The sequence below is a fragment of the Buttiauxella sp. S19-1 genome (genome assembly GCF_022134725.1).
Taxonomy (GTDB): Bacteria; Pseudomonadota; Gammaproteobacteria; order Enterobacterales; family Enterobacteriaceae; genus Buttiauxella; species Buttiauxella ferragutiae.
This window is the reverse complement of sequence record NZ_JAHWLU010000036.1, coordinates 1-15,708: the sequence shown is the minus strand read 5'-3', so window position 1 is coordinate 15,708 and position 15,708 is coordinate 1. Positions and strand designations below refer to the sequence as shown.

Genomic DNA, 15,708 nt, shown 5'->3' with positions numbered 1-15,708 from the left:
GCCTCCAGCTATTGCTGAAACGGATAAACAGAACCTAAGTCTAGTATACGCGTCAGTTCATCGAGTGCTTCGCGTCCTTCACGCAGTAATTGCGGATCGGCTAAATCGGCCTGCGTTAACTGGTCACGATACCAGCGATCTACCCAGTTATTGAGCGTGACAAACAAAGTGTCGTTCATCATGACCGCAGGATTAACCGCTTGTTGCTCGGTATCGTTGAGCACCACGCGTAAGCGTAAACACGCAGGCCCACCGCCATTCGCCATGCTTTCACGCAGATCAAACACTTTCAGTTCACTGATTGGGTTATCTGCCGCCAGCACTTCATTAAGGTAGCGCCACACACCCGCGTGCTGGCGTGACTCTTCCGGCAACACCAACGTCATGCTGCCATCGTCACGGCTGAGCAACTGGCTGTTAAACAGGTAGGTTGCCACCGCATCCGCCACCGATACTTTATCGCCCGGAACTTCAATGGCGCTAAAACCAGGCACTCTTTCACGCAACTGTTGGTAAAGCGCCTCTTGATGCAAAAATGCCTGCTCGTGGCAGAACAGCACCTCGCGATTAGATACCGCAATTACGTCGTTGTGGAAAACGCCCTGGTCGATAACCGCTGGGTTTTGTTGTGCGTAGACTGCTAATTCAGGTTTGACCTGGTTCAGGCGTGCCACCGCCTGGCTTGCTTCTAGCGTCTGGCGAGCGGGATAACGTGCCGGAGCCTGTCCGGCTTTGGCCTCTTCCCTGCCGTAAACAAACAGTTGGGTGGATGGCTCACCATACGCACCGCCAAGGCGGTTATGGTTAGCCGCCCCTTCATCGCCAAACATCGCCACTTGCGGCAATGCAGCGTGTACAGAAAAATGCTGCTGGTTACGGAAGATGGCGCGCAGTACGTTTTCAGTAGTGGGCGCTTCACTGGCACGATGGAATTTGTTGTTAAGATTCGCCACCGTGAAATGCACTTTGCCATCTAAGCTGTCCGCCGACGGGCAAACCGTTGCTGCGTTCGCCACCCACATAGATGAAGCGGAACTGACTGCCGATAACAGTTGCGGCGCTTGCTTTGCCACTCGCTCAATAATTTGCGCGTCAGTGCCGCTAAAACCTAACTGGCGCAGCAAAGGAATATTGGGTCTTTCTTGTGGCGCAATCACCCCTTGTGCAAAACCAGCATCCGCCAGCGCTTTCATCTTCAGCAAGCCTTGTTTCGCGGCAAGCTTCGGGTTGGAGACACGGAACTGGTGCTTCGTGGAAGCTTCGTTGCCGAAAGACAGCCCTGCGTAATGGTGGGTCAAGCCCACCAGTCCATCGAAATTAACTTCACGCGCTTTCATGATTATTCCTTACCGCTAAAATCAAGCCCAGGGCTGAGTGTGGCAGGCAGCGGGAATGACGGGCTTTCCAGTGTAGCCATTGGCCACGCGCAGTAATCTGCCGCATACCAGGCGCTGGCACGATGGTTGCCAGATGCACCAACGCCGCCAAAGGGTGCCGCGCTGGAAGCTCCGGTTAACGGTTTATTCCAGTTCACAATCCCGGCTCGCGCTTCCAGTAACAGTTGCTCGAATTGCTCACGATGTGGCGAAATCAACCCGCTCGCCAGCCCATAACGAGTGTCATTGGCCATGGCAATCGCCTGGTCGAAATCGGTATAACGATAAACGGTCAGCAACGGGCCAAACACTTCTTCGTCTGGCACATTGGCGACACCCGTTAGTTCGACAATTCCCGGCGTTAGCAACGAGGTTCCGGCTTTCAGTAGCTTCGGCTCAAGCAACGCTTTGCCGCCGCGCGCGATATGCTCCTGCCAGCCGCTCAGCACGCGTTCAGCGGCCTGAACTGAAATTAGCCCGCCAATAAAGGGTTGCGGTACGGCGTCCCAGGCATCAGGGCGAATACGCGCCGCCACTTCTACCAGACGCTTCAGGAATACATCGCCCTGCGCGCCCTGTTTAACCAGCAAACGGCGCGCACAGGTACAACGCTGCCCGGCAGTGACAAATGCCGACTGAATCACCAGATGAACAGCTCCGTCGATATCCTGAGGATCTTCGACGATCAGCGGATTGTTTCCGCCCATTTCGAGCGCGAGAATTTTCTCCGGCTGCCCGGCAAACTGGCGGTGAAGTTGATAACCGGTATTCGCGCTGCCGGTAAACAACAAACCGTCGAGCGTTGGCTGTTGCGCTAACGCCTGCCCGGTTTCACGCCCGCCCTGCACCAGGTTCAGCACGCCATCCGGCACCCCTGCCTGTTGCCAAAGTTTCATCACCTGTTCGCCAATCAGCGGCGTCAGTTCACTTGGTTTAAAGACAATCGTGTTACCCGCCAACAAACCCGGCACGATATGCCCGTTTGGCAAATGCCCTGGGAAGTTATACGGGCCAAACACCGCTAACACGCCGTGCGGACGGTGGCGTAATGTAGCCGCGCCGTCTGGCATTTCGGTGTGAGTTTCGCCAGTACGCGTGTGGTAAGCCTTAATCGAGATGGCGATTTTGTTGATCATCGCCGTTATTTCGGTGGCCGCTTCCCAGCGCGGTTTGCCGGTTTCCTGAGAAATGGTGACGGTTAATGCTTCTTTGTTGGCCTCAAGCAGCGTGGCAAATTTCTCAACAATTGCCTGACGATGGGAAAACGGGCGTTTCGCCCATGCCGGAAATGCAACACGCGCCGCATCACACGCTTGCCCGACTTGCTGCGCATCCGCCGCAATGCCTTCCCACAGCAACTCGCCATTCACCGGATTATGCTTTTGCAGTGATTCACCCTGCCCGGAAAGCCATTGTCCATTAATCCACTGAGTCATACTTTTTTCTCCTCGGGGCACAAACGCACCAAACGAATCCGATCACCGGAGCTGCATTTCAGGGCATCAGCGGTTTGGGCATCAACAATCAGGCGGTCACCTTTTGGGTTCGCCTTAATCAACATGGCACGAAAATCATTATATTTTTCATTGGCGACCAGACACATCGGCAGCTCTTCGGTTGCCGGTTGTCCAATCACCAGTTCCACCAGGTGGCTTTTACGAATCGCGCGAACCCTGTCGATGTCGCATTCCAGCGTTGGCCCGCCGTCGAAAATATCCACGTAATTGCGGTAGCGGAAACCTTCCGCTTCGAGAACTGCTCGCGCTGGGGCCGTTTGCGGATGCACTTTACCAATCACCGCCCGTGCTTCGGCCGACAGGAAATCGGTATAAATAGGATGCTTTGGCATTAACTCGGCGATAAACGCTTTCTGCCCGGTGCCGCACAAGTAATCTGCACGGCTAAACTCCATTGAGAAGAAGCGGTTGCCGAGGCTTTCCCAAAACGGTGAATGGCCATGTTCATCAATCACGCCGCGCATCTCAGCGACCACTTTGTCGTTAAAACGATCGCGAAACGCTGCCATAAAGAGGAAGCGCGATTTAGACAGTAAGTAACCGTTGCCCTCTTTGCGCCAGTCGGCATCAAGGAATAACGTGCAAAGCTCGCTGCTGCCGGTGTGATCGTGGCTGAGAAACAGCGTCGGCAACGCGTTGTAAATGTTCAGCTCTTTGGAAGCGTGAACATGCGTGCCAACGTGGTAATTGTACCAGGGGTCGTTTAACCCGACGGCCACTTCAATGGCGCAAATACCCACCACGCGTTCGGTTGAGGAATCTTCCAGGACGAAAACATAGCCCTGTTCGCCTTTTGGCAGGCCACCCTGCCAGGTATGAATGGAGCGTTCGATACGTGCCGACAGCGTTTTTTCATCCGCAGGCAGCGAGGTCAACCCGCCGCCTGTTTTACCCGCCAACGCCAGCAGCCCGGATATATCACCGCGCTCAACCGGACGGATAACCATCATGATTGCTCTCCCGCTAAGAAGCGTTCACAGGCGCGCTCAAAACGATCCAACCCTTGTTGCACTTCGCCTTCGCTGACAATTAATGCCGGTGCAAAACGCACCACATTCGCGCCAGCGATCAGCATCATCAAACCTTCATTCGCGGCAGCCTGTAAGATAAGTTTAGCTTTTCCGTTGTACTGTGGTTGCAATACGCAGCCAATTAACAACCCCAGGCCGCGCACTTCACTGAACAACTGATGCTTCTGGTTAATGTTGTTTAAACGCTCCACAAACCAGGCGTGACGCTGTTTCACGCCATTAAGCACTTCAGGCGTATTGATGATTTCCATTACTCGCCCGGCAACCGCACCCGCCAGCGGGTTACCGCCGTAAGTGGTGCCGTGGGTGCCCACCACCATCACTTTGGCGAATTTATCAGTCGTCAGCATGGCACCGATCGGGAAGCCGCCACCTAATGCTTTGGCGGTTGAAAGCACATCCGGCGTAATGCCGTAGTGCATGTAAGCGTACAGCTCGCCGGTACGGCCCACACCAGTTTGTACTTCATCGAAAATCAGCACTGCGTTGTGACGATCACACAGTTCGCGCAAGCCTTGCAGGAATGTTGGGTCAGCTGGCACCACGCCGCCTTCACCCTGCATCGGTTCCACAATCACCGCGCAGGTATTTTCATTAATCAGTTCACTGGCAGATTGCAGGTCGTTATAAATCGCGTGGCTGATTTGCGGTGGTAACGGGGCAAAATCTTGTGAATAAGCCGGTTGTCCACCAGCGGAAACAGTAAATAGCGTGCGGCCATGGAAGGCATTTTTGAAAGCAACGATGCCGCTTTTCTGCGGGCCAAAGTTGTCATGTGCGTATTTACGCGCCAGCTTTAAAGCCGCTTCGTTGGCTTCAGCGCCGGAGTTGCAGAAGAACACTTTCTCGGCAAAAGTGGCATCAATCAGCTGTTTTGCGAGACGCAAAATCGGCTCGTTAGTGTAGCCATTGCCGGTATGCCAGAATTTTGCCGCCTGTTCTTCCAGCGCTTTGCGCAGTTCAGGATTGGCATGACCGAGAGCGTTCACTGCGATGCCGCCCGCGAAGTCGATGTAATCTTTGCCTTGCTGGTCCCATAACGTCGACCCTTCACCACGTACCGGAATAAAAGAAGCTGGGGCATAAACGGGCATCATCCAATCGTCGAAATTCTGGCGGGTAATTGACTGCGACATAGTGACCTCTTCCGGTAAATAAAAAGTTATTTGAATGTTAAATAATTGGGTGTTTGCGCTGTAAATGTAGATTGCACGCTTCGTGCCAGCCAGCGATATAAATGAATAGCACAGAGGTGTGATTGAAAAATCAATGAGTTACAAATACACGCTATTCACATAAAGTGAATAATTAGTGCATAGTTTTATGGCGGTGTATGGATCGCAACACGAAAACAAGAAATATTATGCAGTAGTAAAATTTAATACTGGATTTGTGATCAATGCTGGGGTTTGCACTAAGTTTGTTGCACCAAAAAACCGCATACGCCCTTAAACAGGGCATATCTGCTCCCGGAAGATTTGTCGGGTGAATGAATACAGCCAACGTGCATGAACTTGAAATATGGCGAGTGGTAGGTGTATTCCCATTTTTTTTATGCGTATGTATAATAAAAACCTAAATACCCACCATTATAAATATAACATATATATTATTTATATACATGCCGTAAATATATAAACACTACACATCATTGGATGATGAAATAATGTTAACAAGCAAAGAGATAAAAATCGGAGAGAAACTGTTGCGTATAACACGCAACAGATGGTCAAATAAAGCCAGTGAATATATGCTCAGTCGTGGCTCACTATGGTATAGCAATGAGAGTTATCTGGCACAAAAAATGGTTCACGCACTAAGGGTATCTGCCGGAGTTCGCTTTTCTTCCGCAAGCCATCTCTCTTTAAGTAATTACCATTTTTTACGGGAAATGCTCCACCCATTAAGCAGTCGTGAGAAAGTCTTTTTAAGCTATTTCATGGCTACACCTTTTTATGCTTTGCATGCCACAAACAATAATCGTGTCATTAATGACAAAGGAGATTTAGTCCTTTATTCACGCAAACAACTGATGGCTAAAGGAATCCCCTTCCCATCAGAAAATAGTCATCCATTAGATGTCCACGGACTGGCAAATACAGACTATGTTTTCTTTTCGCTTGAAGCAGGATGTAGTCTTAAAAAAAACAGAAGCCGTTTTGGTAAAACATTCTTTAAAATTAATTACCAGCACTCACAATTTAGTAACTCATCAATGGTTTTACTTGATCAATTAACACTGGAAACACCGAGTTGTAAAATAAACGATCTCAGTGATTACTGTAAAAGCATGCTCGCCGATCGGGAAATACCCAGGACAGATATATTTTTCCAGGGCAGACAGTTTTCACTGCAAGGGTTAGCTCATTACATTATCGCTACCATTCGCTTATTGCCTGATGAAGATCAAAATATCCTCTTTGAAATGGTTAGCACCAACCAAATGAATAACTTAATCAATAGTTTTTTCCGCCCAGAAATCCGAGTTCCACGCATGGCAGCATTCAAAAAGGGGCAATTTACCGTCTATAAAAACTGATATTTTGTATAAAAATAACATCCCTGTTTTCTTTCCAGTTACAGCATTAGGCATGTAACTGGAATTCCAACAAAATCAATGCCCAAACCACTTGATTCAGCCATCGCGTAAATAATCCAAAGATGTCATCCTGTCCGGCATTTCTATCGATTTTCTGCTACCATCCTGCAACATTGTTAAGTAACCACGGCAGCGACTTATGAAATTCGTCTCTTTTAATATCAACGGCCTGCGCGCCCGCCCGCATCAACTTGAAGCCATTGTTGAACAGCATCAGCCTGACGTTATCGGTTTGCAGGAAACCAAAGTCCATGACGACATGTTCCCGCTCGAAGATGTCGCAAAGCTTGGCTACAACGTCTTTTATCATGGTCAGAAAGGCCATTATGGTGTGGCGCTGCTCACCAAAGAGACACCGATTTCGGTGCGCCGTGGCTTCCCTGGTGACGATGAAGAAGCACAACGCCGCCTGATCATGGCTGAAATCCCTTCGCCATTAGGTAACCTGACAGTGATTAACGGTTACTTCCCGCAGGGCGAAAGCCGCGACCATCCGACCAAATTCCCGGCCAAAGCGAAGTTCTACCAGGATCTGCAAAACTATCTCGACAGTTCTTTGAAGAAAGACAGTCCGGTGCTGATTATGGGTGATGTGAATATCAGCCCAACCGATCTTGACATCGGCATCGGCGAAGAGAATCGCAAACGCTGGTTGCGCACTGGTAAATGTTCCTTCCTGCCGGAAGAACGCGAGTGGATGGACCGCCTGATTAGCTGGGGCCTGGTCGACACCTTCCGTCATGCCAACCCGGATGCACAAGACAAGTTCTCGTGGTTTGATTACCGCTCAAAAGGCTTCGATGACAACCGTGGTCTGCGTATCGACCTGCTGCTGGCAAGCCATCCGCTGGCTGAACGCTGTGTTGCGACCGGCATTGATTACGATATTCGTAGCATGGAAAAACCTTCAGACCACGCCCCCGTTTGGGCTGAATTTAAGCTGTAAGGGAAAACACCACATCCGATGCGTAAGTTACTGTTTGCCACGCTGGTTGTGGTTTTTGTCCTGCTCATCTTCTTTTTGCCGCCAGGCAGCCTGGCGGCACTGCAACACTATCAGGCACAGTTTTCTGACTGGCATCAGCAGCACCCGCTACAAACGGCGCTGGCTTTCTTTCTGATTTATGTGCTCGTCACTACCCTTTCAATTCCTGGCGCAACACTCTTAACGCTGTTGGCTGGCTCGCAGTTTGGGCTATTCCAGGGCACCGTACTGGTGGCACTGGCGGCGACCTGTGGCGCAACGCTTGCCATGCTGATTAGCCGCTATTTATTACGCGCCTGGGTACGCCTTCGTTTCGCCACACCGATGGCAGCAATCAATAGCGGTGTGGAACGCGAAGGCTTGTACTATCTTTTTGCATTACGACTGACGCCCATTTTCCCGTTCTTTCTTATCAATTTGCTGATGGGCCTGACATCGGTCAAAACGCTGGGTTATTTTGCCGTTAGCCTTGTCGGGATGCTGCCGGCGATTGTGGTTTATCTCAATGCTGGCCGCCAATTGAGCCAGTTGCGTAGTCTTAGCGATATTCTTTCACCCGGTATGATGTTGATGTTCGCTCTGCTCGGCTTCCTGCCGTTGTTCTCGCGCTGGATAGTCCGCTTGCTGCGAAAATCATAAGGATCCCATTTTGCGTCTTTTAACGCTTTTGCTGTCGCTGGTTGCGATCGGCTTTTCATGCTTTGCACAGCCTACTGACTGGGATAGCCTGCGCCAGCAGGCAAAAGGCCAGACGGTTTACTTCAACGCCTGGGGCGGCGACCCTGCGGTAAACAGCTATCTCGACTGGGTCGCCGGAGAAATGAAGCAACACTATGGCGTGACGCTCAAAGTCGTGCGCCTGGCGGATGCTGCCGACGCGGTAAAACGTATTCAGAGCGAAGACAGCGCAGGGCGCAAAGATAATGGCTCGGTCGATTTGCTGTGGGTGAATGGTGAAAACTTCCATACTCTGAAACAGGCCGGTTTGCTAAAAGATGGCTGGGCGTGGGAATTACCCAACTGGCGCTATGTCGACCAGAAAAAACCAGTACGTGAGGATTTCTCGCAACCGACTGACGGTGCCGAAGCACCGTGGGGCAGCGCTCAATTGATGTTGATCGGCAATGCGCAAACGGGTGTGAAATTCCCGCGCAGTGCACCTGAACTGCTGGCATTTGCCAAAGCGCATCCTGGCAAATTGAGCTACCCTCGCCCACCTGATTTCACTGGCACCGCGTTTATTGAACAACTGCTGATTGTGTTGACTCGAGAGCCGCAAGCGCTGCGCCTGCCGCCTGATCCGGCCACCTTTAAGCAGGTGACTGCGCCACTGTGGGATTATCTCGACCAACTGCATCCGCTATTATGGCGCGGGGGAAAAACCTTCCCACCAACGCCTGCACGCATGGACCGCATGCTGGCGGATGGCGAGCTATTGATGTCGGTAACGTTTAATCCGGCGCATGTCGATAACCTTATTGACCGCAAACAACTGCCGCATACCGCAAGGGCATTTGGCTTTGCGCAAGGCATGCTGGGCAACGTTCACTTTGTGACGATCCCCGCCAATGCCCGCGCGCAGGCTGGTGCACAAGTGGTGGCTAATTTCCTGATGTCACCGCAAGCGCAAATCCGTAAGGCTAATCCGGCAATTTGGGGCGATACCACCATTCTGAATAGCGCAACGCTGCCCGCACCTTTGGGCGAACAGCTTAATGCCCAAAAACCTGCCCATCTGCAAGCGGTACCGTATCTGCCAGAGCCGCATGCCGCCTGGGTAAACGCGCTGGAAAAAGAGTGGTTACAACGCTACGGGGCGAAATGAGTCTACGTTTCTTAGCCTGGTTTGCCGTGGGTTGCGTTTTTGCCCCACTGCTTCCGGGCTTGCTGATGATGGCAAAACCCGCACTGATGCCTGAAATCTGGCAGGCACTATGGGCTGACAACCAATGGTCTGGTGCTTTACTGGCAACACTCAACTCGACGGTGATTAGCGTCGCGGGTTCGCTGGTGTTATGTCTGGTGCTGCTTTGTGGCCTGTGGCCTGGCGCTCGCTGGCGGCGTTATGCCGCGCAACTGCCGCTTTTATTAGCGCTACCGCACGTCGCATTCGCCAGCGGTTTTTTGTTCCTGTTCGCCGATAACGGTTGGCTCGCTCGCTTATGCGGCATCTCATTTCATCTTGATGAATATGGCATGGGTCTGGGTATTTTGCTGGCGCTCAAAGAGAGCTGGTTTTTATTATGGATAGCCAGCACCCAGCTCAATTACCAAACCCTTTCCCAACAGCTCACCGTCGCACGCAGCCTGGGCTATGGCCCGCTACAATGCCGCATTCGCGTGCTGGTTCCGTCATTGTTGCCGCGTCTGAAATGGGCATTACTGGCGGTGGTGGCCTACAGCCTGTCCGTGGTGGATGTGTCCATTATTCTCGGTCCGAACAACCCACCGACGCTGGCGGTACTGGCGTGGCAGTGGTTGAACGATGCCGACCCGCAGCGCGTGGCGATGGGCATGTTGACCTCACTGTTATTAGTCGGGCTGTTAGGTTGTTTTATCGTGTTGGGCTGGATTTTATGGCGCGTGTTTCGCCGCGCAGTCGGGCGTTTTTCAGGTCAAAGACATCTACTTAATATCCAGCCACTGGCATCAAGTTTAGGGTTGGTGATGACGGCAACCTGCATCGCGGCGCTGGCAATGCTGGTTATCTGGTCGATGGCCGAGGGTTGGTTTTATCCTGCTATTTTGCCGGATGGCTGGGCGTTTTCAGGATGGCAAGCGGCTGAGTTGTCGCCATTGGGCACCACGCTGCTACTGGCGCTGGTAAGCAGTTTCACTGGCTTGCTGGTGATTATTCTGTGGCTTGAGGGTGGCAATCCCCGTTTTGATTTATGGCTGGCGCTACCGCTATTTTTGCCTGCTTTACCGCTGGTCGCCGGGCAATATCGTATGCTGTTAATTTTGCAGCAAGACGGCGACTGGCCCGGTGTTATCTGGAGCCATTTACTGTGGGTTGTGCCGTATATGCTTTTGGTAGCGCGGCCCGCCTGGCAGCAGATAGATCCACGTCTGGTTATCACCGCCCGCACCTTTGGTTGGTCATCGTGGAAAATTGTCTGTTTGGTTAAATTACCGCTGCTGGCACGCCCTCTTCTGGCGGCGCTAGCGGTCGGGTTTTCAGTCAGCATCGCGCAATATTTACCGACGCTGTACGCGGGGGCTGGGCGTTTTACCACTGTCACCACCCAAACTGTGGCACTGAGCAGCGGTGGCGATCCGCAACAACAGGCGATTCAGGCGTTGTTGCAGATGCTGCTGCCATTCATCATGTTTATCATCACGCTTCAGGTTGGCCGCCTGCTCGGGCGTTTTCGACAAGGATTACGCTAATGCTGTGTGTTCAGGATTGCACCATTACCAGGAATTCCCGCTCGCTGATTCACGCGCTTAATTTCACCGTTTCTGCGGGGGAAGTGCTGACGCTGATGGGACCATCAGGAGCGGGTAAATCAACGTTTTTAAGCTGGATAATTGGCGCATTACCCGCTGAATTTACGGTGACCGGCGAGTTATGGCTAAACCAACAGCGTCGCGATACGCTGCCGACCGAACGGCGAAACATCGGCATTCTGTTTCAGGATGCGCTGTTATTTGACCATCTTAATGTCGGGCAAAATCTGGCAATGGCGATTCCGGCCGCGGTTAAAAGTCGCGAACAACGGCAGCATTGCGTTGAACAAGCGCTGGAAAATGCGCAGTTAGCGGGCTTTTCACGTCGTGACCCGGCGACTCTTTCTGGCGGAGAACGTGCACGGATTAGTGTGTTAAGGGCATTGTTAGCGAAGCCTGAAGCCCTGTTGCTCGACGAGCCTTTCTCGCGCCTTGATCAAACCTTGCGCGAGCAATTTCGCCAGTTCGTCTGGCAACAGGTTGAGCAACAAGCTATTCCGGTGGTGCTGGTCACCCATGACCCGCAGGATATTCCGCCTGATGGGCAGATTATTACGCTGTGAATCAAATATGCGGTAACGCAAGGAATCACTCACGTGAATGGCGCAAGATAGCGCCTCTTTTTTCTCTCTTTTTCAGGTTATAAGATGAAACGTGTTTCTCAACTAACCGCCGCCTTGATGTTATCTGGGTTGGCGCACATGGCAATCGCTGCAGACAAGCCTTCCCAAATGACTTTATCCAACCTTCAGGCGCAGCACGGCGTGGTGATTGATACCCGTCCCAGTGCTTTTTATAACGGCTGGCCGCAAACCCTGAACGGTGTTGGTGGCCACGAGCCTGCCGCGCTTAATTTATCGGCCAGTTGGTTAGGCATGATGAATGACGAGCAACTGCAACTGTGGGCAAAACAACACAATCTGGCATCAGATAGTTTGATTGCGCTGTACGGTCAAAGTGATGAGACAAAAGCGGTAAAAGTGCGGCTGTCCAAACTGGGTTATCAGCACATCGCTCTGCTGTCTGATGCCCTGCAACAACCGGCACGTTTGCAGAAAATGGCCCACTTCGAGCAGCTTGTTTATCCGCAGTGGCTACATAACCTGATGCAGAATAAAGACGTTGTGGCAAAACCTGCGGGCGAAGTCAAAATCATCGAAGCCGCCTGGGGTGCACCGAAACAGTATCTGTTAAGCCATATTCCTGGTGCGGATTACATCGATACCAACGATATCGAAAGCGAGCCGTTATGGAATAAAGTGTCTGACGACCAACTCAAAGCTTTGCTGGCAAAACACGGTATCCGTCATGACACCACGGTGGTGATGTACGGACGTGATGTCTATGCTGCAGCGCGTGTCGCACAAATACTGCTGTATGCCGGCGTGAAAGACGTGCGTTTGCTGGATGGTGGCTGGCAGAGTTGGGCTGACGCCAAATTACCTGTAGAGCGCGGTTTGCCAAACGAGGTTAAACCGGCAGCCGATTTTGGTGCGCCATTCCCAGGCCAACCACAGCTGATGCTCGACACCGAGCAAGCGCGCGGGTTGTTAGGCCGCAAAGATGCCTCGCTGGTCAGTATCCGTTCGTGGCCGGAGTTTATCGGCACTACCAGTGGTTATAGCTACATCAAGCCAAAAGGTGAGATTGCCGGTGCGCGCTGGGGCCATGCGGGTTCTGACTCGACGCATATGGAAGATTTCCATAATCCGGACGGCACCATGCGTTCTGCTGATGACATCGCCGCCATGTGGAAGAGCTGGAATATTACGCCGGATCAGCAAGTGGCCTTTTACTGTGGTACTGGCTGGCGCGCATCAGAAACCTTCATGTATGCCCGTGCGATGGGCTGGAAGAATGTCGGCGTGTACGACGGCGGCTGGTATGAGTGGAGTAGTAATCCGCAGAATCCGGTAGCTACGGGTGAGCGTAAGCCTCTGTAAGATGTTTTAACTCGTCCTCTCCTGCCGGAGAGGACGAGGATGGTTCCATTTAACCCATATTGACAGTCCCACTCCCAATCACAACACCGCCACAACTAATACTGTCCCCTGTTCTGGCTGCCGGAATCCCATCTATAAACACTGTCCCAGAGCCACTTGAGATAGCGCGAGGATGAGGTGGGTGATCTGGCGGTTTGCTGTGCTCAAAGAGCGGATCACCCAAACGGGCTGCAGGTAAACCATCAATAAATACTGTTGGTGAACCAGCAACTATCGGCGTGGAATGAAAACCATTGTGTTCAGTTCCTTGATCATTCAGTTTTGCGGCTAACGGCATAAATATCCTTATTATAGTGAGTGAGACTTTGAGTTTTATTTAATATGACTAGTTTTTTATGGTCACTCTACAGTCGTCTGTCAATATGGCAAGAGAACCTTCCCTTCATCTATTTATTGGCTGTGTTATGTTGAATTTATCACCCCATAAAAAATCTATTCATTTGATACTAAAGATTCTATAGTGCAAAAAAATTTTCGTTTAATTGGATTGGTAATACCATACAGCCTTGATATAATCACTTTCATTCTTTTTATATAAAACAATAAGCCATTTATTCGAAGAATAACCAGAGTTGATATCTGAAGGACTCACCACTGTATTAATCATATTACCAAAATCATGATCAGATAGCTTATAATACTCATTTTCTTTTATTGGTTTGAAACGTAATGTTTCTATAGGATACACATAATCAATTATCAGCAATGGGTTCTGCCAGCTATAAAATACTTTGTAGATACTGTATTTATTTACAGCCGCAGGTATGAAAATGCTATTCTTCGCTACATTAAGATATCTGAAATTATTTCTTTCAGAACGCAAGTGGCCATGTTCAGTCCCATCTGAATGTTCACTTTCACATACTTTTTCATCAATAATATTATCACAAAAAAATACGGCACTTGCCTCTACTCTAACTCCACCCTGAAAGTAAGCATAAATTTTTTTCAGGATTTCATTGACATCACTCTGTGCATCATCACATTGGACTTCATTTTCACTGATGTAGTCAGTTAGCTTGTTAAAGCTATCTACGCCATTCAGACTTTCTATAGATCTTTTATAGGAAGAATATTGTTCGCAATCACCATTACTTATTTTTTTTGCAACAATTGAATCCGCATGACAATCAATAGACAAAGTTATTATGAATAATAAAAAAGACTTTACATAATGCATGTATTCACCCCAAAATCCATTATGTCACCACCGTGATTTCACCCACATACATCCCCTTGGTTCCTGGAATTCTGTGATTAATCAAATAATCGTATACAACATTCCACTTCTCAACGTCATATACTGTCACACAACCTTCAGATAAATTACCAAGATGGATGTAACGCGAGCTATTACCTCCTTCCCCATTTAATTCTATAGGAAACCAGATATCATTACACGTTATAACCCCAGGTGAAAATGCCTTTCTGTACCAGTCTGTTGGAGCATTTTTAGCATGTGAGTTGTCAGGAGACATTAGCTTATGAACCCCTGCAGGGATAGGTGAGTAAGAATATTTTGGTGGCCACAAACTATTAAGTGTAACTTTTATGATTGAGCCATTAACATATAAATTTGCGAACTGCTGTATTAAATCACCTTTGAATCTTGAGGTGGTTTTAACTGGTTTCCCGACATATTCTACTTTAATTGAAGCACTCTTTTGCATGGGGCCTTTGCTACTTAAATATTTTAATGCATTTTCTTGCTGCAAACTAATGGTCTGACCTATTAAATTTGATTTATCACTAGCCACTAAGAGATAAAGCCTTCCATTTTTCTCTCCTTTTACAATAAGCTTCACATTTTCATGAAGAAAATCAAAATTACCGTTATCTAGCTTTACTTTTAGCCACCCCTCCTCAGTAGCTTTTCGACTATACATTATTTTACCTGTGACAACATGTAAACTACTTGGTCTTGAATTCGACGTTCCACGATTATTCGTTAATGGCATTTTATTACTCCAAGTCTAAATCATATTCAAAAACCAGATATTCTTCCTCAGTAGTTTTTATTCGTTCTGTTTTCCCATCCGGATCGGTTACTCCTCGATATACCACTCCGCTAGTTGTTGTTATTTTATATTTTTGTAATTCGATAGGATTCCCTTCGTCATCTCGAAGTAAAAATTGCTCATCAAACACAGAATCCTCTGGCTCATCCTGTCCTCCAGAGTCATCCCCACCTCCTGAGCCATTTCCACCACCATCACTCCCGTATCCGTCCTGCTGTGGCTCATCTGGCGAATTACCATCTTCACCCGTCAGCGCATTCAGCACCGCCGGTAATTGCGTCGGCACCGGATTACCCGGACTGCCACCGCTGTTGAGGTTGATTTTCAGCCCACTGATGTCCACGCCACCAGGATGGATGACGATAAATGAGCTGCCCATTTTCAGGGTGATTTTCGTATTGCTCTGCAGCACGATATCGCCCTGTGCATCCGTGCCCAGCGCACCCGCCACTTTCTGGGCCAGGTCACCTTTCACCTCCAGGCTGTGGTTACCTTCCACCAGGCTGAGGTGGTCTCCGCAGGTGTTGTGCTCCTGCTTCCCTTCCACTGTCACCTTGCGGTCTTTTGCCACAGTCAGACCGTCATCACGACCCGTGTTGACCGTGTGGTCACGGGTGACTTTCAGGGTCTGGTCATTGCGTACCGTGATACTGCGGTCGTGCGCCACGGTGATGTTCTGGTCATGCCCGCCGGCATTCTCTTTGCCGACCTTCACCGTCTGCCCCAGAC

Annotated in this window: 15 protein-coding genes; 7 read left to right on the top strand and 8 right to left on the bottom strand. The window is 50.1% G+C overall.

All coding sequences use genetic code 11. From position 1 onward, the window contains the following. Positions 1 to 8 precede the first annotated feature (8 nt). Genes astB through astC form a run of 4 tightly spaced genes read right to left on the bottom strand, consistent with a single transcriptional unit; the run spans position 9 to position 5,060 of the window. Entirely contained in the window at positions 9 to 1,337 is a 1,329-nt protein-coding gene (gene astB, locus MES37_RS10435) for an N-succinylarginine dihydrolase (protein WP_237931269.1), read from the bottom strand. A 2-nt stretch (positions 1,338 to 1,339) separates the two neighbouring features. Continuing rightward, on the bottom strand, positions 1,340 to 2,812 hold the full coding sequence (gene astD / locus MES37_RS10430) for a succinylglutamate-semialdehyde dehydrogenase (protein ID WP_133522594.1): 1,473 nt from the start codon (positions 2,810 to 2,812) through the stop codon (positions 1,340 to 1,342). Then, on the bottom strand, positions 2,809 to 3,843 hold the full coding sequence (gene astA / locus MES37_RS10425) for an arginine N-succinyltransferase (RefSeq protein WP_064547585.1): 1,035 nt from the start codon (positions 3,841 to 3,843) through the stop codon (positions 2,809 to 2,811). The genes astD and astA overlap by 4 nt, the downstream gene beginning before the upstream one ends. Continuing rightward, complete coding sequence (gene astC, locus MES37_RS10420) at positions 3,840 to 5,060, bottom strand: succinylornithine/acetylornithine transaminase (protein WP_064547587.1); 1,221 nt, start codon at positions 5,058 to 5,060, stop codon at positions 3,840 to 3,842. The genes astA and astC overlap by 4 nt, the downstream gene beginning before the upstream one ends. A gap of 530 nt (positions 5,061 to 5,590) precedes the next feature. On the opposite strand from astC, the gene MES37_RS10415 reads away from it, so the two are divergent. From MES37_RS10415 to MES37_RS10385, 7 genes are all read left to right on the top strand, one after another. Further along, positions 5,591 to 6,463 (top strand): hypothetical protein, encoded by an 873-nt coding sequence (locus MES37_RS10415; RefSeq protein ID WP_133522595.1) that lies wholly within the window; start codon positions 5,591 to 5,593, stop codon positions 6,461 to 6,463. A 199-nt stretch (positions 6,464 to 6,662) separates the two neighbouring features. Further along, a complete protein-coding gene (gene xthA, locus MES37_RS10410) occupies positions 6,663 to 7,469 on the top strand; it encodes an exodeoxyribonuclease III (RefSeq protein WP_064547592.1) in 807 nt (268 codons plus the stop codon). Positions 7,470 to 7,487: 18 nt separating this feature from the next. Further along, a complete protein-coding gene (locus tag MES37_RS10405) occupies positions 7,488 to 8,147 on the top strand; it encodes a TVP38/TMEM64 family protein (protein WP_121815431.1) in 660 nt (219 codons plus the stop codon). Between the two features lie 10 nt (positions 8,148 to 8,157). Continuing rightward, complete coding sequence (locus tag MES37_RS10400; protein WP_370918266.1) at positions 8,158 to 9,333, top strand: ABC transporter substrate-binding protein; 1,176 nt, start codon at positions 8,158 to 8,160, stop codon at positions 9,331 to 9,333. Continuing rightward, complete coding sequence (locus MES37_RS10395; RefSeq protein ID WP_370918268.1) at positions 9,306 to 10,898, top strand: ABC transporter permease subunit; 1,593 nt, start codon at positions 9,306 to 9,308, stop codon at positions 10,896 to 10,898. Before MES37_RS10400 ends, MES37_RS10395 begins: the two co-directional genes overlap by 28 nt. After that, positions 10,898 to 11,521 carry an ATP-binding cassette domain-containing protein gene (locus tag MES37_RS10390; RefSeq protein ID WP_064547600.1) on the top strand — a complete coding sequence of 208 codons (624 nt, stop codon included), beginning with the start codon at positions 10,898 to 10,900 and terminating at the stop codon, positions 11,519 to 11,521. Before MES37_RS10395 ends, MES37_RS10390 begins: the two co-directional genes overlap by 1 nt. 84 nt (positions 11,522 to 11,605) lie before the next feature. Beyond that, on the top strand, positions 11,606 to 12,901 hold the full coding sequence (locus MES37_RS10385) for a rhodanese-like domain-containing protein (RefSeq protein ID WP_064547603.1): 1,296 nt from the start codon (positions 11,606 to 11,608) through the stop codon (positions 12,899 to 12,901). A gap of 49 nt (positions 12,902 to 12,950) precedes the next feature. Here the strand turns inward: MES37_RS10385 and MES37_RS10380 are convergent, their stop codons facing one another. From MES37_RS10380 to MES37_RS10365, 4 genes are all read right to left on the bottom strand, one after another. Further along, positions 12,951 to 13,238: a type VI secretion system PAAR protein gene (locus MES37_RS10380; protein ID WP_064547605.1), complete on the bottom strand. Its 288-nt coding sequence runs from the start codon at positions 13,236 to 13,238 to the stop codon at positions 12,951 to 12,953. A 201-nt stretch (positions 13,239 to 13,439) separates the two neighbouring features. Then, positions 13,440 to 14,141, bottom strand: a complete 702-nt coding sequence (locus tag MES37_RS10375; RefSeq protein ID WP_237931266.1) for a hypothetical protein — start codon at positions 14,139 to 14,141, stop codon at positions 13,440 to 13,442. Between the two features lie 19 nt (positions 14,142 to 14,160). Next, positions 14,161 to 14,919: a hypothetical protein gene (locus tag MES37_RS10370; protein WP_133521357.1), complete on the bottom strand. Its 759-nt coding sequence runs from the start codon at positions 14,917 to 14,919 to the stop codon at positions 14,161 to 14,163. A 4-nt stretch (positions 14,920 to 14,923) separates the two neighbouring features. Continuing rightward, positions 14,924 to 15,708 (bottom strand): bacteriophage T4 gp5 trimerisation domain-containing protein (locus MES37_RS10365; RefSeq protein WP_237931265.1); only part of this gene is annotated, 785 nt, incomplete at its 5' end.